Here is a 21,626-nt window from a genome sequence, read left to right on the forward strand (position 1 = left end):
CTGGTTGAGCTTGTCGCAACCCCGCTGGTTGAGCCTGTCGAAACCCAAGAACGGCCCCGCTTCCGAAAGGAGCGGGGCCGTTCTGTTGGTTGAGCGCGAACGAACACTTGAGCCCCGGCCGGGGGCTGACTGGTCCCCCACCGCGGGAACCGGTCCAGTGACGCCATCTAGACAGAGACGGTGATGTACTGCTTCTTGAAGTGCTCGTGGATCTCCCAAACCCCACTCCAGCCGTTCGGGATCAGGACCATGTCGCCGGCCTTGTGGTCGAGGCGTTCGCCGGCGTCGGAGACGAGAGTTCCCTTGCCCTCCAGCACCAGCATGTTCTTTGGCACGTTCCCCCTCATGAGTCATGCGCCATGGCTGGTGGAGTTATGCCAACAACATGACAATCTCTAGGCGTCCAGAACGAGCTTTGGGCACTTGGAGCGGCTGACGCAGATGAACATGGTGTCGTTCCTGGCGCGTTCCTTTTGGGACAGAATGGTGTCCCGGTGTTCGACTTCGCCTTCCAGGACCTTGGTTTCGCAGGTACCGCAGAAGCCTTCCTCGCAGGAGGACATGAAGGAGGGGTTCACCTCGAGCACGACATCCAGGACGGACTTTTCCGGTGGAACGGTCAGCGTGCAGCCGGATTGCCGCAGCTCAATTTCAAATGGTGCGTCCGCCTCTGTTTCCTCAGCGGCCCCGGTGCGGGCCGGTGGAGTGGCGGCGGCAAACAGTTCCGCATGGAAGGCGTCTGCACCGAGGGCATCGGTGGTGATGGTTTGGAGGTCGGCCAGGAGCCATTCCGGTCCGCACGCGTACACGACTGTTCCGGCGGGAGCGTTCTTTATTTCGGTGAGCAGGTCGGCACGGCCGCGCTCGTCCCGGGGGTAGAGCGCGAGGGAATCGCCCATGACTTCCTGGAGCTCGTCGATGAACGCCATGGTTTGCCGGCTGGATCCGCAGTAGACGAGGCGGGCGCTATTTCCCGCTGCCATGAGTTCCCGTGCCATGGCCAGGATGGGTGTAATGCCGATGCCGCCAGCGACCAGGAGGTAGTGTGTTGCGCCATCCTCTACCCTGAAATGGTTGCGCGGTCCGCGCGCTGTCAGTTTTGTGCCGAGCCGGACCTCGGAGTGGAGTTCCTCCGACCCGCCGCGACCGCCGGTCTCGCGGAGGACGGCGAGACGGTATTCCTGGAGGTCACGTGGGTCGGAGCACAGGCTGTAGTGCCGCACCAGGCCCGACGGCAGGACGACCTCCAGGTGGGCGCCGGGCTCCCATTCGGGGAGTGAGCCGCCGTCGGGAAGGGCCAGTTCGAGGGACATGACGTTGGTGGATTCCTGGCGCAGGCCGCGCACAACGAGGTCGAGGGTATCTTGGGACATGGTCAGGCTCCGGTGATGGGGTGTTGGAAGAGTTTTCCGGGGACGGCTTCCCTGGTTCCGCCTTTGAGGACCTCGATGAAGTCGCGCGCGAGGTCTGTTTTTCGCACGGTGACGAGCATGTCGAGTTCACGGCGCAGCACTCTCATGGAGGTCGAACCGGGTTCGGAATCCCAGCCGCCCAGGCCAACCAGGACGCCGGCGAGCAGCGTCCCCTGGTTCCGTCCTGCAGTGGCCATGGCCTCGACGAAATCGTCGGGAATCTCTTCGAGCCGCGATCCGAGGAACACCATAATGTCCGTACTGGCTGCGAGGTCGCTGACGGTTTCGGTGGTGGGTTGGGTCCCGGGTTCATCGATCCCGTGTTGGAGTACTCCGTCGGGGTGGCTCGCGGGTGCCGCTACCCGGACCTGCCGCAGCCCGGCGTCGGACATTGACGAGACGAGTGCAGCGCCCGAGGTCCCAAGGGGGACAAGAAGGATCCGGGCCTTGTAGTAGGCGCGCGACGTTAGGTGTGTCATGGGCTTTCCTTAGTTTGGGTTGTCGGTGCTCAGAGCGAAGGTCGAACGACGACGTGCGGACTGCTGGGCCCTGTCCGGTCCAGTAGGGTGCGGAAGAGTTCGTCGACGCCGTCGAGCGCGACGTCGATGCTGGGCACGTGTTCCAGGCCGGTGTCTTCGGTGGCCAGTAGTTCGATGCTCCTGGTGACCGCCTGTGGTGAACGGCCCCGTACCCCGACGACACCGGACGCCCCCCGCACCAGGGTCTTCAGGTTCACTTCTGCGACGGGAGTGTCCCCGAGCCCGGCCAGGACCAGACGTCCGAGTTTCCGGAGGTGTTCTGTGGTTTGGAGCGCTGGTCCACCAAGGCCGACGGTATCGACGATGACGTCGAATCCGGTGGCTTTGCCGTGCCGGCCCAGGGCCGCGGACGTTGATGAGGCGTCGTCGTTGACGATGACGGAGGCGCCCATGGCCTCGGCGATCTCCAGACGTTCGCGGCTGGTGCGTGAGTTGCGTCCGAGCACGACGATCTCCTGGGCGCCGGCTGCCCTGGCGGCCGCCACGGCGGCGATGCCGTGGTAGCCCGGTCCGATGATGGCCACGCGCGAGCCGCTCGTGGCCCCACCGATGTTAATGACCCAATCAACCGCGTTGGCGAAGGGCTGGGTCCAGGCAGCGAGGTTCGAATCCAGGTCCCGGGGCAGCTTATGTAGCACTGTCCGGGCCGACAGCTCCATGTATTCCGCGTTGCCGCCGTGAAGACCGGAACCTTCATGGAGTCCCAGCATTCCTACCCGGCGCTGTCCGCCCCACAGATCCGCGTCCGGGCAGAAACGGTAGATGTCCGGCTGCAGGCAGGCATCACAGGTCGCCCGCCCGCAGGGCAGGTATTCCTCCAGTGCCACCCTGTCGCCGACCTCGGCGTCCCACGACCACTGCATTACAGGAGTGAGAGAGACGATTTCGCCAATGACGTGGTGGCCCATCACTGCGGGATGGCCCAGGCCCTGCTGGTACAGGTCCAGGTCGGTGCCGCACAGCGCGGAGGACTCCACCTTCAACCACCCTGCGGCGCTCGTGGCCAGTCTCGGGTCAATCGCCTGGACCGTGGTGGTCGAATCAGGCAACGAGACAGCGGCCCTGACAGCATCGGGAAGGGGCGTTGCCAGCGTCGCGGCCGTCTCAGCCGTCTCGGGAGACACAACCATGGAACCGTGGTCTTTCATGCGGAACTCCTAGCGGGTTCGGGTCTAGATGGAAACGAAGTCGGTTCCGGGGACCACCTGGATGGCCTGGTGGGCACCCTCGTGGAACGGCACGTCCTTGGGGAGCAACACAGACGTCGAGCGCACACGCTGGTCCGCGGTGTCGATGCCCGGGAGGGCCTCGTCCTCCATGGAGTCCAGCGCTGCGAGCAGGCGGCGCCGCGCCAGGATGATGGCGGCATCGGAGGTGCCCAACCGCTCCTTGGTGCGGTCCGCGATGTCGCCCATGCTTTCCTGCAGGGAGAAATCCTGCGCGGCGATGCCCTCAATGCCTGAGAAGGTCTTGTTCTGCTTCTGGGCCTCACGGTCCATGAGGTAGTCGTTGTCCTTGTTGGCGAGGGTCCGGTAGGTTCCGGGAATGTATTTGGCGTGGATGCCGTCGCCGTTGCGCATCTGTTCCAGTTCGTCTTCGCGCAGGTCGCGGGTCGGGTGGTAGTTCCAGGACCAGGCCCAGCATGTTGTGTCGTCGATCGGGACCCAGGCGTGCCCGCCCATGGGGTTGTGGGTGCCGAAGGGGGGAATGATCGTGTAGAAGGGCATGATCCACTGGGTGATGCGCCAGTAGAACTCTTCCTCGTTCGCGTTGCGCCGGGCTCCGATCAGCAGGCCGCCGTCGCTTTCGGCCACCTCGAACTTCGGGCGGGTGTCAGCCTTGATGTACTCATTCCCGGCCGTTCCGGAGTGCATGGGGTCATCGTCGAGGTTGAAGCGGTGGGCGAAGGACACGTGGCTGGAGTCGATGCCGCCCTCCATGGCCTGGAGGTAGTTGGTTTCCTGGAGGCGCTTGGAGATGAAGCGCTGCCCGTCGCCGAGCAGGGCCCATTCGAGTTCAGGAAGGTCCGGCATCTTTTCCCCTGGACCCATGTACGCCCAGAGCACGCCTCCCCGTTCCACGAGGGGATATGACTTCTGCTTGATCCGGCATTTGAACTTGGAGTCTTCCGGCTCGGACGGCATGTCCGCCAGGTTGCCCTCCACGTCGTACTTCCACCCGTGATAGGCACACCGGAGGCCGTTTTCTTCGTTGCGTCCGAAGTACAGGGAAGCGGTCCGGTGTGCACAGAACTCGTCCAACAGGCCCAGCCGGCCGGAAGTGTCTCGGAAAGCGATGAGCTTTTCGCCCAGGAGCTGGACACGCACGGGTGGGCAATCGGCTTCGGGGAGTTCCTCGGCGAGGAGAGCAGGGAACCAGTATCGGCGGAACAGGCGCCCCATGGGCGTTTCCGGGCCGGTCTGGGTCAGCAAGACGTTCTGTTCTGAAGTGAGCACTGTTGGCCTTCCATTGAGCCGAGAGGATTTGCTGTCCGATCTGCGCGCAACTGCGCGTCATTCGGTCACCGAAGTGTTGCATGGCTCTCAGTGGTCCGTCAAGCAATGGCCTTGGGCGGCACCACGACCGGCCGGAGGAGCGATGGTCTAGATTCGAGAGTGTGAATGCATCGATGCCGGCAGCCGCAGAACTCGCGGCCACAGACCCGGACTATGTGGAGTCCTTGGATCGGGGCCTCTGTGTCCTCAGGGCGTTCAGCGAGCACGAAGAAGCGCTTTCCGTCACGGATGTGGCGTCGCTTGTGGGTATTACGCGTACTGCGGCGCGCAGGTTCGCCCTGACGTTGGAGTACCTGGGTTACGCAAGCCAGTCGGCGGAGGGGTACAGGCTGACGCCCGGGGTGCTCGAGATCGGGGACGCCTACCTTCGCAGCAATCCGCTGCCGGATGCTGCCCATCCCCATCTGGACGAGCTCGTCCGGGCGGTGGGGGAAACAGCCTCCCTGACCGTCCTGCACAAGCGTCGCGTGTATTATGCCGGCCGAGTGGCCGCTGACAGGATCGTCACTGCAAACATCACCGTCGGCACCAGCGTCGCCGCATACAAGACCGCCACCGGCCGCATCCTGCTGGGCGATCTCACTCCAGACGAACTCGAAGACTACCTTTCGTCCATTGAACCCGCGCCTGGCTTCGACCCCAATTACGTGCGGGAACGGATTGAGGAAGCCCGAAGGCGTGGGTGGACGGTGGCCGATCAGGAGCTGACGCCGGGAATCCGGTCAGTGGCCGTTCCCCTGCACGACCCTGCGGGGCGGATCGTTGCCGCCCTGAATATTGCAGCGCACGCCTCGCGGGTAGACGCCCAGGTGCTCGAAAACGACTTTGTTCCGCTGCTCCAGTCCGCTGCACAACGGACCGCGGCCGCCCTCTGGCCAGCCGCCGGGACAGCTCCCACCAGGCCCGTGTTGACGCCTGCGGACGCCAATCGCCCGAAGATGCGCCCATCGGATGTCATCCAGTCGGTAGAACGCGGATTGTCCATCCTCACCGCTTTCGACGAGGGCCACCCGGCCATGAACCTGGCACAGATCTCCGAGCGGTGTGGACTCCCGCGATCAGCGGCGCGTCGCTTCGTCCTGACCCTGGCCTCCCTTGGCTACCTCGCACCGCAGGGACGCAGCTACGCTCCCACTCCACTGGTCCTGGAGCTGGGGTACTCCCTGCTGTCCCGGCTTTCGCTCGCAGACGTGGCCAAGCCACGCCTCGAAGCATTGGCCCGAAAACTCGGAGCGTCCGTTTCCATCGGCGTTCTCGACGGCATGGACCTGCGCTACGTAGCCAGGGCCAGCGCACCGAGCCCCTTGACCGTGAACATTCGCCCAGGCACCCGGGTCCCCGCAGAGCGCACGGCCATGGGCCAGGTCCTCTTGTCCCTCCTGCCCCCCGCTGCCCTTGAGGACGCGGCGCGTTCCGCGGGCAGAGACAGTACTGCTGACGGCCTGGCAGACCTGCAGATCACACTGGCGGCCGTCCGAGAGCAGGGATGGGGCTACGTTGACCAGTTGCTCGAGGCGGGAATACGTGCCGTCGCAGTCCCCCTTCGGAACCGCCGAGGCGAGGTCGTAGCCGCCATGAGCGCCTCGGTGCACGAAGCCTCAACACCGAACCGGGACATGACCGAGAACTTCCTGCCGGCCCTGCGTAACGCCGCCGAGGAGTTCGTCATGGATCTGAGGGATGGCCTAGACGCCTAGAAACGTCCGCTTTACGCGCATGCTGGCACGATGCGGATAAAAAAGCTTGCTATCCGCTGGCGGGGGTGGTTATATTCATCACACGCAAATTCCTGTTTTCGCGATGTCCCGCGGCAACGACGCCCCCTCAGAATGGGATACACATGACTGCCCTTGAACCTGCACGAGTCTCCTCTGATCTCGATCCATCCAAGCGCCCCTACCGCTGGCTGGTCCTAGTCCTTTGCTGGCTGGCCTTCACCATGACTTCCGTTGACCGTTCCACCTGGGGTCCGGCGTCCATCTCTATTGGTGACGACCTCAGCGTGCCCCTGGCAAGCCTGGGCCTTTTTGCCACCTTCTACTACATTGGCTACGTCGTCTCGAATGCCGGCAGTGGATTTCTCACGGATAAGCTTGGCGGACGCCTCCTCATCGCGGTGTCCCTTGTCGGTGCCGGAGCGTCCATGATGCTCTTCGGGTCCACGACGTCCGCGTGGGTCGGAATGGCCGTCCAGGCGGTCATCGGCCTCTTCGCGGGAGCCGAATACGCCGCCGGCATCAAATTGATTTCCAGCTGGTTCCGTCCCGAGGAACTCGGCAAGGCCATGGGGATCTACACCTCGGCAACGTCGCTGGGCGTCGTGGTGGCGAACACCGCCGTGCCCTACCTCATCAAGCACTACTCCTGGCATGCCTCCTATCTGCTTTTCGGTGGCATTTCCATCCTGGCCGGCATCGCCTGCTACCTCATGCTCACGCCAGGCCCGGTCGTGGCCAAAAGGGCCAACCGCGCCGAAGGCCGGTCCGTCCTTATCGAACTGGGACGCAACAAAAACCTTCTGCTCCTGGCGTTGGCAGGCTTCGGCGGCTTCTGGGGGACCTACGGATTCATCACCTGGTCCAACGCCCTCATGATCAAGGGGCACGGCATCGACCCGACGATCGCCGGTGGCATCGTGGCTGTCTATGGGGCCCTCGGCGTCTTCGGCAAGCCCCTCATCGGCTGGATCGCCGATAAGTTCAACGGCGCCCGCAGGGTTCCCGCGATGGTCGTCCTCGGCTGCTTCGCCGTCATGCTCGTCGTCTTCGGCATGCTGGACAACGCCCTGGCCTTCTTCATCGCCGCCCCGCTGCTCGGTCTCGGGGCCTACTGCTACCTCCCGCTCATCGTGGCCCTCGTACCCCGCCTCGTGAGCAGCCGCGTTCTCGGCGGAGCTGCCGGAATTACAAACGCCATGTGGCAAATCGGAAGCGTCCTCGTCCCCTTGGCAGTGGGCGCCGTCTTCGCCGCAACCGACAACTCCTTCATGGCCGCCCTCATCACGCTTGCCGCCGGCCCCTTCCTCGGCATGATCATCATGTACTTCGTGAATGAGCGCCCCGACGACGTTGAAATCGCCGTAAAAGCCGACGCAAAAGCCTAGGCCGTGCAAAATGGCGCGCACCCCCCCGCGGCGTAGCCGGACCGACCCTGGATTGTATTGAAGAACTAACGTCACACAACGCGACGGCATCCTGATCCGGATAAGCAACGGCCTACCCTTGTCAGGTGACTTTGACTAAGATCCGCACCGCCGCCGCGAGCTCCCTCGCCGCCGCAGGTCTCCTGTTTGCTCTTGCCGGCTGTTCCACGCCGGCTGCCACCCAGCCGACTACCTCTGCACCGGCTTCCCCTGCAACGTCTTCATCCAGCGCCGCCTCCGAGCCATGCGCCGGTGTGAAGGTCATCGTCGATTCGGGCCGCCCTGAAGCAGGATGCCGCCGACACCTCCGTTTGCGTGCCTGTGGACGCCCCGACTCTGGCATCCAAGGTGCTCGACGAGGCAAAGGTGAAAACCGAGGGCACTGCCGAATATCCCAAGGAACTGGTGTGCCGTGTGAACGGTGTGCCCGCCGCAGACTTCGACATCAAGCACAAGGGCGGCACGTACCGGGAGGAATGCAAGAAGATGCCCGCCGCCTTTGCGTACTGGGCGCTCTGGGTTAAGCCGGCCACGGGTGCCTGGGCCTACGCGCAGGAAGGCCTCGCTACCCTGAAGGTCAGCCCGGGACAGAGCCTGGAACTGCTCTACACGGTCGACGGCGCACCGGCCGCACCGGCGGCATGACCTTCCGGCCCGCGCCGTTACGCGCAGCGGCGGCTCTCGCCGTCGTCTTCATCGCGGCGCGGGTCATCTACCGCATCCTTTTCAACGGGGCGGGCATCGGTGACACGGTTCTGCTCAACATACCGGCGATCCCGCTGCCTGCCCCGTACGCCCATGTGGTCCTCCTCGGCCCGGTAACGGCAGCAGGCCTGTGGCAGGCGGTCCTGTCGGCCCTGCCGATTGCCGGAATGATCCTCGGTTTCGGCATCCTCAACGCCTGGGTGGACGTGGCCCGCGGCTTCGTGCACCTGGCCCGCCGCGGCCCCATGCAGGGCATTGCCCGGATGCTTGTGGTGGCGTGGGCGGCGCTCCCGGCACTCGCCGACGCCGTGGGCTCCGTGCGGCTGGCTTTCCGATTGCGGGGCGAACGCTTCGGACCCCGCGCCCTTGTTCCCATACTCGAGCGCACCCTCGAGCACGCTGGCCGGGTCGCCGCGGCCCTGGAGCTGCGGGGCTTCGGGAGCCGGGCGCCGCACCAACCCGTCCGCGGCAATGACGCACCGCTGCTCGTCCAGGACGCACAATTCTGCGTTGGCGACGCGCAGGTGCGCGTCGCCGGGTTCGCACCGCCAAACGGGTCAATTACGGTCATTACCGGACCGACAGGCTCCGGCAAGTCCACGATCCTGCGGGGTATCGCGGGCCTCCTCTCACACGTTGACGGCGGGGAAATTTCCGGCACGGTGCGCGTCGCCGGAACGGACCGTGCCACCACGCCGCCGCGCGATACCGCCCGCCTCATCGGCGTCGTATTGCAGAATCCCCGCGCTGCCTTCGCCACCACCCGGGTCCGGGACGAAATCGGCCTCGCCCTTGAGCTGGGCGGCATGGCATCCGGGACCGCCAACGTCCGGGTGCTGGAGGTCTCGGAGAGTATCGGGGTGTCGGCGCTGCTGGACCGGAACGTCAGCACCCTCTCGGCCGGTGAGGCAACGCTCGTAGCCATTGCCGCCGCCGTGGTGGAGCAACCGCCCCTCCTCCTGGTGGACGAGCCCCTGGCCGACCTTGACACCGCAGCACGCGGACACGTCATCGCCGTGCTCAACGCCCTCGCCCGCGAAGCGGGCGTCTGCGTCATCGTGGCGGAGCACCGGGCGGAACCGCTCGTGCCCGTTGCCGACTCGTGGTGGACCATCGACGACGGCGCCCTGGTGCCGGGTGTTGCGCCATCGCCGCCGTCGCCCGCTGCCGTTGCCGGTCCGGCGCCGGTACAGCCAGTTGTGCACGCACCCGTCCTGACTGCCACGAAGCTCGCGGTGCACCGCCAGGGCACGCCGCTGGTGCGCGAGGCATCCCTGACCCTGCACCGCGGTGAAGTGGTGGCCCTGGTGGGGCCGAACGGGGCCGGGAAGTCGTCCCTCCTGGTCGCGCTCGCCCTTGGTGAAGGCACTGGCGGTGAAGGCACTGGCGGTGTACACACGGTCGACGGCGGCACGGTCGACGGCGGCCGCGTCGCCCTTGTCCCGGATGCCTCGGACGACCTCTTCACACGGGATACCGTCGCCGGAGAGCTCCGGGCCGCCGAGCGGCGCTTGGCGCGCATTCGGCGTCATTCAGACAGGCGTCAGTCAGACAGGCGTCATTCAGATAGGACGGGCGGCGAACAGCTTCCCCCTGAGCCTGCGGATTCACGTCTTGCCCGTCTGCGGGGCGACGTCCGGATTCCGATTGGCCACGAGCATCCCCGGGACCTCTCTGCCGGGGAGCGCCGGATCCTTGCCATCGCGCTTCAGACAATGGACGACCCCCAGGTACTTCTGATCGATGAGCCCACCCGCGGACTCGATCCCGCGGCGCGCGCAGCAGTCTCCGCGGCGCTGCGCGCCGCAGCGGACGCCGGTGCGGCGGTCCTGATCGCCACGCACGATCTCGGTTTTGCGCGCGGCCTTGGCGCCCGGATCCTCCCGATGCGCGCCGGCGTCGCACCCTCATCCGAGCCAGAAGCCGCCACAGCCAGTGCGGCCACGGCGCAGCACATCGAAACAGCACGGCACATCGAAACATCGCAACGCATCGCTGCACCACGGTTCACCGACCGCCGAACAGAGATTCCAGCTGCGAAAAAGGCCCGCCGCCTCCGGATGCCGCGGGGCGTCGAGCTCGCAATTCTCGCCGCTGCGAACCTCGTGGCCCTCGCTGCGTTCTGCTGGCCGCTGCTTGCTGCGGCCCTCCCGGAGGATGCCGCCGCGGCCCTCCCCTACGCGGCGCTGGCCATTGCGCCGCTCGCCGTCGTCGCCATCGTGGTGTCCCTCGACGGCTCGGTCAGCTCCGCGCATACGGTGGCGTTGCTCGGTGTCCTGGCCGCCGTCGGTTCGGCAGTGCGGGTGGCGAGCACTGGCGTCGGGGGTGTGGAGGCAGTCTTTATCCTGCTGATCCTGGCCGGCCGGGCCTTCGGTGCCCGCTTCGGGATGCTCCTCGGCGCCGCCACCATCGCCGTCTCAAGCGCCTTGTGGAGCGGCATCGGGCCTTGGACACCGTTCCAGATATTCGCCTGTGCGTGGGTGGGCGCGGGGGCCGGGCTGCTTCCCCGCCGGGTGCGGGGACGAGCCGAACTGTGGATGCTGTGCGGCTACGGCGTTGTGGCGTCCTACCTGTTCGGCCTGCTGACCAACCTGTGGTTCTGGCCCTTCGCAGTCGGTGCCGGCACCGGCATCTCCTACGTGGCCGGCGCACCGCTGGGCACCAATCTCTCCAGCTTCCTGCTCTACTCGCTGTTGACGTCGACGGCGGGCTGGGACACATTGCGTGCCGTCACCACGATCATCGGAATCGCTGTGGTGGGGCGGGCCATTCTCGCCGCACTCCGGCGGGTGAAGCCGGTCTCCAGCCCGGGCGAACGCGCCGCCCGGGCCCAAGCCATTCAGGACAGGGACCAGCACCAACTCACACCTTGAAGTACTTCGCCTCCGGGTGGTGGAACACGAACGCGTCGGTGGACTGTTCGGGGTGCAGCATCAGCTCATCACTGAGGATCACGCCCATCCGCTCGGGACGCAGCAGCTCCGTCACCTTGCGGCGGTCCTCCATGTCAGGACACGCGGGGTATCCGAGCGAGAACCGCGCACCGCGGTAATCGAGCTTGAAGTACCCTGCCTTATCCTTCGGCTCCTCGGCTGCGAAGCCCAGCTCGGAGCGGATGCGCGCGTGCCAGAATTCCGCGAGCGCCTCGGTGAGCTGCATGACCAGGCCGTTGAGCTCGTAGTAGTCGCGGTAGTGGTTCCCGGCGAACAGTTCGGAAGTCACCTCTTCGATCTTCGAGCCGGCGGTGACCAGCTGGATCGGCAGGACGTCGATCTGCGCCGATTCGCGCGAGCGCACGAAGTCGGCGAGGCAGAGGTGCCGGTCCCGGCGCTGGCGCGGGAAGTCGAAACGCAGCCGCTCGGTGCCGATCGGACCGCCTGAGCCACCATCGGGGGCGAGCAGTCCCGCAGTGCCGAGGACGCCGTCGTGGTCCTCCCCGTGGTGCAGCACCACCACCTGTTCCCCCTCGGAGACCACCGGGAAATAGCCGTACGCGACGGACGCGTCAAGCATTCCCTCGGCGAGGATGCGGTCCAGCCAGTACCGCAGGCGCGGCCGGCCCTCGCGTTCCACCAGTTCCTCGTAGGAGTCGCCGTCATCGCCGCGGCCGGGCTTGAGTCCCCACTGCCCCATGAAGGTGGCGCGCTCGTCGAGCAACGCTGCGTAGTCGTGGAGTGCCACGCCGCGCACAATGCGGGTACCCCAGAACGGCGGCGAGGGCACAGGGTTGTCGGCGGCCACGTCGGATCGGCCGGGCATGGCCTCCGGTTCGGTCACCGTGAGCTTCGCGCCTCCCTTGTGGATCCGCTTCTTCAGGGGCGGAAGGCCGACGGCGTCCGGCGCGGCGCCGCGGGCCACCTGCACCAGCGGTTCCATGAGTGCCAGGCCCTCGAAGGCGTCCTTGGCGTACCTGACGGTTCCCTCAAACTGTTCCGCCAGGTCCTGCTCCACGTAGGCGCGGGTGAGGGCTGCACCGCCGAGGATGATTGGCCACTTCTTCGCGAGCCCACGGGACTGCAGTTCTGCGAGGTTCTCCTTCATCACCACCGTGGACTTCACGAGCAGCCCGGACATGCCGATCACGTCGGCGTCGTGCTCCTCGGCGGCGGCGATGATGTCGGCGATCGGCTGCTTGATGCCAATGTTGATCACTTTGTAGCCGTTGTTGGTGAGGATGATGTCCACCAGGTTCTTGCCGATGTCGTGCACATCGCCGCGCACGGTGGCGATCACCATGGTGCCCTTACCGGAGGCGTCGGACTTCTCCATGTGCGGCTCGAGCAGCGCGACCGCGTTCTTCATCACCTCGGCGGACTGCAGCACGAACGGGAGCTGCATCTCGCCGGCGCCGAAGCGCTCGCCCACAACTTTCATGCCCTCGAGCAGCTGGTCGTTGATGATGCCGAGCGGGGTCATGCCTTCGCTGCGCGCCAGGTCGAGGTCCTCTTCGAGGCCCTTGCCCTCGCCGTCGATGATGCGCCGCTGCAGGCGTTCGCCGGTGGGCAGCGCCGCAAGTTCCGCCGCGCGCTGGTCCTTAAGCGCTGCCGAGTCGACGCCGGCGAAGAGGTCCAGGATGCGCGCCAGGGGGTCGTAGGTGACGTTGCCGTCGGCGTCGTATTCGCGGCGGTCCCAGACGAGGTCCAGCGCCACCTGGCGCTGCTCCTCCGGAAGGGAAGCGAGCGGCACGATCTTGGCGGCGTCGATGATGCCGCTGGACAGGCCCGCCTGCACGGCCTCGTGCAGGAACACCGAGTTCAGGACGATGCGCGCTGCCGGGTTCAGGCCGAAGGAGACGTTCGAGACGCCGAGCGTGGTGTGGATGCCGGGATACTTCGTGGTGATCTGGCGGATGGCCTCGATCGTTTCGATGGCATCGCGGCGGGTCTCTTCCTGGCCGGTGGCGATGGGGAAGGTCAGGCAGTCGACGATGATGTCTTCAACGCGCATACCCCATTCACCCACCAGGGCGTCGATGAGGCGCGAGGCGATCGCCACCTTGCCTTCGGTGGTGCGCGCCTGGCCATGCTCGTCGATGGTCAGGGCGATCACGGCGGTGCCGTGTTCCTTCACGAGCGGCATGATGCGCGCGAAACGGCTGTCCGGGCCGTCGCCGTCTTCATAGTTGACGGAGTTGACTACCGGGCGCCCGCCGATGTGTTCGAGACCGGCTTGCAGCACGGGCGGTTCGGTGGAGTCGATGACGAGCGGGAGGGTGGAGGCCGACGCGAAACGTGAGACGACCTCCTTGATGTCGGCGACGCCGTCGCGCCCCACGTAGTCAATGCAGACGTCGAGCAGGTGCGCGCCAACACGGACCTGCTCGCGGGCGATATCGACGCAGTCGTCCCAGCGTTCTTCCAGCATCGCCTGGCGGAAGGCCTTCGAACCGTTCGCATTGGTGCGCTCACCAATGGCAAGGTACGAGGACTCCTGGTCGAACGGCACATGATGGTAGAGGGACGCGATGCCTGCTTCACGCTCGGTGGGAAGGCGGCCGCCGTCGGCGCCCCTCCCGCCGCCGGTGACGGCGGCGCTCGTGCGGAAGGGCGCAAGGCGTTCGACGACGGCGGCCATGTGTTCCGGCGTCGTGCCGCAGCATCCGCCCACGAGGCCCAGTCCGAATTCCCGCACGAACTGCTCGTGCGCGGTGGCGAGTTCGGTGGGCGAGAGCGGGTAGTGCGCGCCGTTGGCGCCAAGGACCGGGAGGCCTGCGTTGGGCATGCAGGCGATGGCGACGGAGGACTGTTTGGAGAGGTGGCGGAGGTGTTCGCTCATCTCGTCCGGCCCGGTGGCGCAGTTCAGGCCGATGGCGTCGACGCCGAGCGGCTCGAGCGCGGTGAGCGCCGCGCCGATCTCGGATCCCATCAGCATGGTTCCGGTGGTCTCGACGGTCACCTCGACGAAGATCGGGAGCCGGACGCCGCGGGTCACGATGGCCTGTTTGCACCCGTTGACCGCGGCTTTGGTCTGCAGGAGGTCCTGGCTGGTCTCGATGAGGAAGGCATCCGCTCCCCCGTCGATGAGGCCCTCGGCCTGCAGGGCGAAGGTCTGTTTGAGGTAGTCGTAGCTGGTGTGCCCGAGGCTGGGAAGCTTGGTGCCGGGCCCCATCGAGCCCAGGACCCACCGCATCCGTCCGTCTGTTTTTTCTGCCGCCTCTGCGCGCTCACGGGCGATCTCTGCACCCTTGCGGGCCAGCTCTTCAATCCGGTCGTCGATGCCGTAGTCGGAGAGGTTGGACCAGTTGGCGCCGAAGGTGTTGGTTTCGACGGCGTCGATGCCTGTAGCGAAGTACGCGTCGTGGATGTCCGCGAGGACGTCCGGACGCGTGTCGTTGAGGATCTCGTTGCAGCCTTCCAGCCCCAGGAAGTCCTTCTCGAGCGAGAGTTCCCGCCCCTGCAGCATGGTGCCCATCGCACCGTCGGCGATGACGACCCGATGGTTCACGGCATCCAGGAGCTCCTGTGAACGGACGGGGCGGGGGACGGAGTCGATATCTAGCGCGAAACGAGGCATGTGACCAGATTACGGCGAGGCCCGAAACATTGCGCCGTGTTTCCATGTGCTACGACGGCGGGCGGTCACCTTCAGCTAGCCGGCCGGTGCCGGTTCCAACGCGTCGAGGATCAGCTCCAGCCCGTAGGCGAATTCGTTGGCGTAGTCGTAGCCGGGCTGCATGATGACCTGCGTGGCGATCTCGACCATGTGCGGGTATTCGCCGGTCGCGAAGCGTTCCATGATTGGACCGGCCACCTCCGCCATCGGCTCGTTGCCGGCTAGGGGCAGTGCGGCTTCCTGGAGGGCGAACCCGTAGATGTAGCTGTCCAGGAGCGAGTAGGCCCGGGCGGTCTGCTGCACGGTAAAGCCCGCGGCGCGCAGTGTCCCCAGGGTTGCCTCGTGGTGCTTGAGGGTCGCCGGGCCGGGAGCTTTACGGGATTCCAGCAGCCCGACCGCCCATGGATGCCGGCGCAGCACTTCGCGCGCCGAGTGGGCCCGCCGGCGCATCTGTTCCTTCCACTCAGCCCCAGCCTCCGGGGTGTCGATCTCGGTGAAGACGAGGTCCACGAGGCCGTCAAGGATCTGGTCCTTGTTGGCCACGTAGTAGTAGAGCGTCATCGGCTTGGTTCCCATCCTCTGGGCGAGAGAACGGATCGACAGGGCAGCGATGCCGTCCCTGTCCGCCAACTCCAGCGCTTCCTGCAGTACCTTTTCGCGACTGAGCCCCGGCCGCCCCCTGCCACCCGAGCCTGCGTTCTTCATGTTCGCTCCTCACAGCCCTTCCGTTTCCGTACATTGTACGATACCTTTCTCGTACGCTGTACGAAAGTTGACTGCACATGCGGAAGGGATCGTTATGAATACGCAGGAGCGCTCTCATCGACAGGGCATCAGGACCGTGGAGGACATGCGCGCCATCGTTCGGGAGACCTATGGGGGTCCGGAGGTGCTGCGCCTGGAGCGGGTGCCCTGCCCTGTTGTCACAGGCGGCGACGTGCTCGTCCGTGTCAGGGCGGCCGGCGTCGACCGCGGAGTCTGGCACATGATGACCGGCCTGCCGTACCTGGGCCGTCTCGCGTTTGGCGTCCGGAAACCGAAGGACCCGGTTCTGGGCCTGGATCTGGCAGGAACCGTGGAAGCCGTGGGTCCCGACGTCACGCGGTTCGCCGTTGGCGACGCGGTGTACGGCAGCGGCCATGGTTCCTACGCGGAATACGCCGTTGCAGCCGAGGCCAAGCTGGCCGCGAAGCCCCAGGCCCTCTCCTTCGAGCAGGCCGCGGCGGTGCCGGTCTCCGCGGTCACTGCGCTCCAGGGCCTGCGCGCCGGGAAGATCAGGGAGGGGCAGAAGGTGCTGGTCACGGGCGCGTCCGGCGGCGTCGGCAGCTACGCGGTCCAGCTCGCCAAAGCCTACGGTGCGCAGGTCACCGGAGTCTGCAGTGCCGGCAAGGTCGGATTTGTCCGTGGTCTCGGCGCGGACCACGTCATTGACTACACCCGTGAGGACTTCGCAGACGCCGGCCCGTACGACCTCATCCTGGACATCGCGGGAAACCCGCCGATCTCGCGCCTGCGCCGCGCCCTGACACCTGCAGGAACGGCCGTCATCACCGGCGGCGAGGGCGGCGGGAAACTGACCGGGGGCCTGCACCGCCAGCTGGGCGCCCTGGCGCTGTCACCCTTCATCGGCCAGCGGCTGACCACGTTCCTGGGCATGGTCCGTGCCGCCGAACTTCAGGACCTTGCCCCGCTCATCGAGGCCGGCAAAATAACCCCAGCCCTCGACCGGACCTTCACGCTGGCTGAGGCTCAGGACGCGCTCCGCTTCCTGGAGGACGGCAAGGTGGCGCTCATCATCTGACGGGCATGAGTCCCTGTCGAAATTGCCTGCTTTCCTGGCTCGAACCGTTCAACCGCTCCTGCCTCCTGGCTTTCGTGCGCTGATCACGGAGGCCTTTTGGCCCATTACCCGCCCCTGATCATCGGCCCGCACTGCCGCCGGGGCATCATTTCCCTCCCGTTGGGTACGGTATCCCCATGGCGGCATCCGAGAAACGAGAAGACCCGAGCTCCACGCTGCTGACTGTTACCATCGCTTTTACGGCGAACGCCCTCGTTGCCGCGGCCAAGTCCGTGGCGGCCGTCCTCACCGGGTCTGCCTCCATGACCGCAGAAGCCGCGCACTCCTGGGCGGACACCGGCAACCAAGTGTTCCTCTTACTGGCGGAACGGCGCTCCCGCCGCCCGCGGGACAAAAGCCATCCGATGGGCTATGGCCGGGAAGCATATGTCTGGTCGATGTTTGCCGCTTTTGGGCTCTTCACTGCAGGGGCGGTGGTGTCCATCGTGCACGGCATCCAGGAGATCATCGCGCCGGAGCCTGCGTCCGACTTCCTGGTGGCGTACGTGGTCCTGGCCGCGGCCTTTGTCCTTGAAGGGATTTCCTTCGTCCAGGCTTTCCGCCAGACCCGGGAGGCAGCGCGTGAGATGGAGCGGCACACCCTGGAGCAGGTCCTGCTCAGCTCCGATCCCACCCTGCGCGCCGTATTTGCGGAGGACGCTGCCGCGCTTGTAGGCCTGGTGGTCGCGTTTGCGGGCGTGTCCCTGCACCAGGTCACCGGATCGCCTCTGCCGGACGCCGTGGGCTCGATAATCGTCGGTGTTCTGCTGGCAGTTGTTGCCGTTGTGCTGATCGACCGCAACCGGCGGTTCCTGGTGGGCCAGGGCGTAACCCCGGACATCGAACGTTCCATGGCCCGGCGGGTGCTCGAACACCGGGACATTGCCAGACTCACCTACCTCCACATGGAATTCGTCGGCCCCCGCAAGCTGTACCTCGTCGCGGCGGTGGACCTGCAGGGCGACCACCCGGAACACGAAGTAGCCGTGGCCCTGCGCCGGATCGAGCGCGAACTGGAGGATCACGAAACGGTGGAGGAAGCCGTGCTGACGCTGTCGACTCCGGACGAAACTGCACTGCGCTTCTAGGGACGCGCTGAGGGAAAACGAAACCCGGGACGAGCTGTTGCAGAAGCCTTACTTCTGTAGCGGCTGGCGACGGCCTAAGATGGCGGAGCTGGGCGCAGATGACACGCTCTCTGACCTCGGTGATCCTGAAACATTCAGCCCAACCCGTCCCCCTATCTCGCCCCGACCTCATGGCGGAATCACAACACCCGGGAGCGCCGGAACGGGCATAGTCCTTCGCGAGCCTTCCCAAGGGGAAATCGCACAAGAAGTAGCCGTCGCTAGCGCTGAGCAGCGAAGCTATCGGCGCTAGCGGATCGGTCCTCTCACAAGTCGTCGGTGGCGTCATCATGAGCAGGCGTGAGAAAAAGAAGGCTGAAGCCGACGTACGCCGTTGGCATCGGCGTTCCAAAGCGTTTCGATCTCCAGTCGGTTCCGCTTATTCAACTCCCGCACCTCAGTCGGTTCAGCCGATGCCGGCGCAAGCCCGGATTCCATACGTTCGGCGATGGCAATCCAACGCCTCAGCGTAGTTACCGAAAGGCCGAAATCCTTCGCAATCTGTGCCAGCGGCGCCTCACACCTACGGGCGACATCAATAAAATTCTGGCGGAACTCCGCCCATAAGCCGTGATATGGTCAGCACCCTTCCACGAGCACAAGATGCTAGGTCGAGGAGTCAAAAAAACCGGGGGCAGTCCCCCATTTGGGGCTTCACATGTTCCTCCTGGTCATATGAACGGCTATTCCTTCCGCTAGGCCGGAGCTCACGGCCTGCTATCCCCAGGATTGTTCGGACATGTGCCGGAAGGCGACCTCGAGGATCCTCATGTGCCGCGGGCGGGAGAGTGCGAACAGAACTACCTCGGCCACATCGTCAGGGCTCATCATGTTTTCCAGTTCCGGCATGCCGGGAAGGCGCAGGCCCCGCCCCATCCCAAAGTTACTCGCGACCCCTCCCGGGCAGACATTGGTACACCGGATGCCGCTGGCCCTGAGTTCGTGGTCCAATGAGCGTGTGAATCCGACTTGAGCGAACTTCGTGGCAACATATACGGCTTCGTCGGGCAGCCCGCGACGGCCTGCTTCGGATGCAACGGTGACGATGTCCCCTGCGCCTCTTTTTTGCAGGTAAGGAAGAGTGGCACTCACCGTGTTGAAGAGGCCCGTCACGTTGACGTCCGTCATTTCCTGAACGTCACGGTCGGCGGTCTCGATGAAGGGTGCCCAGGAGCCCACCCCGGCGTTACCGACGACGATGTCGATACCGCCAAAGTGCTCCGCCGTCCTCTCGGCGGCGCCCTGCATCGCCTCGCGGTCCCGGACATCTGCCGCGACCGTCAAGCTGTTGGGAAGACTGGGACCCAGTCCCGACCGCGACACCATGGAGACAGCGACTCCCGACCTGGACAGGGCAGCGGCGACGGCCGCACCAATGCCGCCGCTGGCTCCCGTGATGAAAGCAGTCTTGCCCGATAATTGATGGCTGATGGTTTCGTTCATGACATTACCGCCTGAGTCGATTCGATAGATTTCAATTCCGCAGTATCAATCTGGGCAGTTCGGGTTCGTGCCGGTGCCAAGTGCTTCCGTGGGTGTACCAGCTCCGGTGTGTGCTCGCCCAGAGCGAACGGGACGATCAGGTCGGCGTCATGGGTGGGCATGGGCACGGCGGCTCCGTTCAGCAATTGGACTCCATCCCAGTTGCCGTACATTTTTCGTCCATGTCCGTTGGTGCCGAACACCCAGACGAGACTGGAATCCGGCGATTTCTCATCCACGATTGCCTGGTAGGAATAGCCGGAAGGGTACCGCACCTCCACGGTTGTATCGGCGTCGATCTGAGTCCAGTCCTGGCTGGGATACGGTGGCTCCTGTGGAGCTTCATGCTGCGTGCATAATTTGGAGCTCTTCATCGCACTGTCCTTATTCTTTTCGTCGCGGTGGGGCAGCCTGCGCGGATGGCGGGGGTTGCCCTCATGCCGCAAACGTCGGCTTGTGGCGTGGAATGCGCCGTGCGAGGTGGTGGTCACACCGAATACGGCTGGAAGGGTGCTGGTCGCTGCGTCACAGTGCATGAACGGTCCAGTCAGCATTGTGGGTCGTTCCTGGAGGCAACGTCACGAGGTCTTCACCTGTGTTGAACGCGTTGGGAGGGCAGGTCATGGGTTCCACTGCCAGTCCGATGCGGTGCCGTTCGGGAATCTCATGGTCCGCGGTGTGAAGCTGGACCCATGGGCAGGCTTCTCCCCAAGTCATGGTGACTCCGGTACCGAGGGGATCCCGTAGCTGTAGACGTACTTCGTCCTCGCCAGGGATGGTACGGAGATCGGTGAAGGCGTGGTCTATTGCCGTCTTACCCAGCCGTTGGGGGCGGCGGTAATCGAACGGCGTGCCGTCCACGGAGGTACGTTGGAGCGGAATGAGTCTGTCCGGTGTGACGTCGAGGATGGTGCCTGCATCCAGTTCCAGTGACCAGGTATCCAGGGGGGACGGCCCGGCCATGAGGTACGGGTGGGGGCAGGTCCCATAGGGCGCAGCGTGTTCCCCGGTGTTCGTGGCAGTGACGGTGGTGTGAAAACCAGACTCGTCCACAGCGTAGCTGGCATCGAGCAGCAACTCGAAGGGGTAGCCCTTGCTCGGGCGCAGTACGTGCCGTAGTCCCAGGCGTGATCGTTCATGGTAAAGAACGGTCCAGGGAACGTGGGAAACCAGGCCGTGTAGCGCCGCCGCCCTAGAAGGCTCGTTGATTGGAACCGTCAGCTCAACTCCCCCGAAAATATAGCGCCCGTCCGGAATGCGATTGGGCCAGGGTGCGACGATGGCGCCTCGGTAGTCGGGCATCGGCTCACCGAGAGGGAACGGGACGATCAGGTCGCGGCCCTCATGGGTGAGCATGCGGACGGCGGCCCCTTCCTGCGTAATCGCCGCGCTGTAGCCCGCTGAGGAAATTCTGTAGTCACCGGCGTTCACGGTGCAGCCACCGGCCGCGTGGCCACGACCTGCAACAACCTGCAAGCGACTGCCGCGGTTTCCATCCGTGCTGGGGCGAGGTAGGCGCGGGGATCAACGATATCCGGGGCGGCCAGCGCGGAGCGGACCGCACCCGTGAATGCGACGTTCAGGATGGTCCCCAGATTGATCTTCACCATTCCTGACGCAACCGCAAGGACCACTTCGTCGTCGGGCACACCTGAGGACCCGTGGAGCACCAGGGGCACTCCCACTACAGCCCGGATGCGCGCGATGAGGTCATGATCCAGCCGAGCCGTTTGTGCCGTCATGGCATGGGAACTGCCGACGGCGACTGCCAACGAATCTACCCCGGTATCCGCGGCAAAGCGGGCGGCTTCGACGGGGTCGGTGCGCACTCCGGGGGCGTGGGCACCGTTCTTTCCGCCGATTTCTCCGAGCTCAGCCTCGACGTGCCATCCGCGCAGATGGGCCCACCGGGCTGCATCGCGCGTCGCAGCGACGTTGTCTTGGAACCCTAGGCGGGAGCCGTCAAACATCACGGACGTGATGGCAGTTCCGGCCGCCTCGCGGAGAATTCGCTCATCCTCAATGTGGTCCAGGTGCAGCGAGACGCAGGCATGGGAGGACTCTGCCAGCGCCGCCAGCCCGCTCACGAGCGGCTTGAGCCGGCCGTGGTGGAACTTGATGCAGTTTTCGCTGATCTGCAGCACGGCCGGCAGTTGGGTTTGCTCGGCGGCCTCAATGATGGCTTCCCCGTGCTCGAGGCTGATGACGTTGAAGGCCGCCAGCCCGACGCCGCTTCCGACCGCGTCGCGCATGAGCTCCCCAGTGTGTGCCAATGGCATATGACCTCCCCGTTGCGTTTGGTTGAGCCGCA

At 65.3% G+C, this 21,626-nt stretch carries 16 protein-coding genes and 2 pseudogenes; 6 read left to right on the plus strand and 12 right to left on the minus strand.

The annotated features are described in order from the left end of the window. Positions 1 to 167 precede the first annotated feature (167 nt). From QF036_RS22775 to QF036_RS22795, 5 genes are read right to left on the minus strand one after another with little or no spacing between them, the layout of a single operon-like run. Positions 168 to 335: a cupin domain-containing protein gene (locus QF036_RS22775; RefSeq protein ID WP_307105430.1), complete on the minus strand. Its 168-nt coding sequence runs from the start codon at positions 333 to 335 to the stop codon at positions 168 to 170. Positions 336 to 395: 60 nt separating this feature from the next. Beyond that, the gene (locus QF036_RS22780) at positions 396 to 1,373 is read right to left on the minus strand and encodes a PDR/VanB family oxidoreductase (protein ID WP_307105431.1); all 978 of its coding nucleotides are present in this window, start codon (positions 1,371 to 1,373) and stop codon (positions 396 to 398) included. Between the two features lie 2 nt (positions 1,374 to 1,375). Continuing rightward, the gene (locus QF036_RS22785) at positions 1,376 to 1,891 is read right to left on the minus strand and encodes a hypothetical protein (protein WP_307105432.1); all 516 of its coding nucleotides are present in this window, start codon (positions 1,889 to 1,891) and stop codon (positions 1,376 to 1,378) included. Between the two features lie 29 nt (positions 1,892 to 1,920). After that, entirely contained in the window at positions 1,921 to 3,099 is a 1,179-nt protein-coding gene (locus QF036_RS22790; RefSeq protein WP_307105433.1) for a zinc-dependent alcohol dehydrogenase, read from the minus strand. 24 nt (positions 3,100 to 3,123) lie between these two features. Next, positions 3,124 to 4,407, minus strand: coding sequence for a Rieske 2Fe-2S domain-containing protein (locus QF036_RS22795; RefSeq protein WP_307105434.1), 1,284 nt, complete (start codon positions 4,405 to 4,407; stop codon positions 3,124 to 3,126). 161 nt (positions 4,408 to 4,568) lie between these two features. Between QF036_RS22795 and QF036_RS22800 the strand changes: the two genes are divergently transcribed. The 4 genes and pseudogenes from QF036_RS22800 to QF036_RS22815 all read left to right on the plus strand — a co-directional run bounded on the left by QF036_RS22800 (position 4,569) and on the right by QF036_RS22815 (position 11,187). Next, positions 4,569 to 6,164 carry an IclR family transcriptional regulator domain-containing protein gene (locus QF036_RS22800; RefSeq protein ID WP_307105435.1) on the plus strand — a complete coding sequence of 532 codons (1,596 nt, stop codon included), beginning with the start codon at positions 4,569 to 4,571 and terminating at the stop codon, positions 6,162 to 6,164. A gap of 143 nt (positions 6,165 to 6,307) precedes the next feature. Further along, a complete protein-coding gene (locus tag QF036_RS22805) occupies positions 6,308 to 7,570 on the plus strand; it encodes an MFS transporter (RefSeq protein ID WP_307105436.1) in 1,263 nt (420 codons plus the stop codon). 125 nt (positions 7,571 to 7,695) lie between these two features. After that, positions 7,696 to 8,254: pseudogene (locus QF036_RS22810) on the plus strand (hypothetical protein). After that, the gene (locus QF036_RS22815) at positions 8,251 to 11,187 is read left to right on the plus strand and encodes an ATP-binding cassette domain-containing protein (protein ID WP_307105437.1); all 2,937 of its coding nucleotides are present in this window, start codon (positions 8,251 to 8,253) and stop codon (positions 11,185 to 11,187) included. The pseudogene QF036_RS22810 and the gene QF036_RS22815 overlap by 4 nt, the downstream one beginning before the upstream one ends. On the opposite strand, the gene metH is transcribed toward QF036_RS22815, so the two are convergent. Next, entirely contained in the window at positions 11,177 to 14,827 is a 3,651-nt protein-coding gene (gene metH / locus QF036_RS22820; protein ID WP_307105438.1) for a methionine synthase, read from the minus strand. The genes QF036_RS22815 and metH overlap by 11 nt on opposite strands. 75 nt (positions 14,828 to 14,902) lie before the next feature. Then, the gene (locus QF036_RS22825; RefSeq protein ID WP_307105439.1) at positions 14,903 to 15,571 is read right to left on the minus strand and encodes a TetR/AcrR family transcriptional regulator; all 669 of its coding nucleotides are present in this window, start codon (positions 15,569 to 15,571) and stop codon (positions 14,903 to 14,905) included. 94 nt (positions 15,572 to 15,665) lie between these two features. Here QF036_RS22825 and QF036_RS22830 point away from each other — a divergent pair, with 94 nt between their 5' ends. Together QF036_RS22830 and QF036_RS22835 are read left to right on the plus strand one after the other, a co-directional pair. Then, complete coding sequence (locus QF036_RS22830; RefSeq protein ID WP_307105440.1) at positions 15,666 to 16,667, plus strand: NAD(P)-dependent alcohol dehydrogenase; 1,002 nt, start codon at positions 15,666 to 15,668, stop codon at positions 16,665 to 16,667. Between the two features lie 176 nt (positions 16,668 to 16,843). Continuing rightward, on the plus strand, positions 16,844 to 17,794 hold the full coding sequence (locus QF036_RS22835; protein WP_307105441.1) for a cation diffusion facilitator family transporter: 951 nt from the start codon (positions 16,844 to 16,846) through the stop codon (positions 17,792 to 17,794). 351 nt (positions 17,795 to 18,145) lie between these two features. Here the strand turns inward: QF036_RS22835 and QF036_RS22840 are convergent. The 5 genes and pseudogenes from QF036_RS22840 to QF036_RS22860 form a co-directional block, all read right to left on the minus strand. After that, positions 18,146 to 18,373: pseudogene (locus tag QF036_RS22840) on the minus strand (IS3 family transposase); the annotation flags it as partial. Between the two features lie 177 nt (positions 18,374 to 18,550). Next, positions 18,551 to 19,276: an SDR family oxidoreductase gene (locus QF036_RS22845; protein ID WP_307105442.1), complete on the minus strand. Its 726-nt coding sequence runs from the start codon at positions 19,274 to 19,276 to the stop codon at positions 18,551 to 18,553. Then, positions 19,273 to 19,689, minus strand: coding sequence for a hypothetical protein (locus tag QF036_RS22850; RefSeq protein WP_307105443.1), 417 nt, complete (start codon positions 19,687 to 19,689; stop codon positions 19,273 to 19,275). Before QF036_RS22850 ends, QF036_RS22845 begins: the two co-directional genes overlap by 4 nt. A 151-nt stretch (positions 19,690 to 19,840) precedes the next feature. Continuing rightward, on the minus strand, positions 19,841 to 20,746 hold the full coding sequence (locus QF036_RS22855; RefSeq protein WP_307105444.1) for an aldose 1-epimerase family protein: 906 nt from the start codon (positions 20,744 to 20,746) through the stop codon (positions 19,841 to 19,843). Continuing rightward, positions 20,743 to 21,594, minus strand: coding sequence for a class II fructose-bisphosphate aldolase (locus QF036_RS22860; RefSeq protein WP_307105445.1), 852 nt, complete (start codon positions 21,592 to 21,594; stop codon positions 20,743 to 20,745). Before QF036_RS22860 ends, QF036_RS22855 begins: the two co-directional genes overlap by 4 nt. Positions 21,595 to 21,626: the final 32 nt, after the last annotated feature.

Source organism: Arthrobacter globiformis (assembly GCF_030817195.1).
GTDB classification, from domain to species: Bacteria; Actinomycetota; Actinomycetes; order Actinomycetales; family Micrococcaceae; genus Arthrobacter; species Arthrobacter globiformis_D.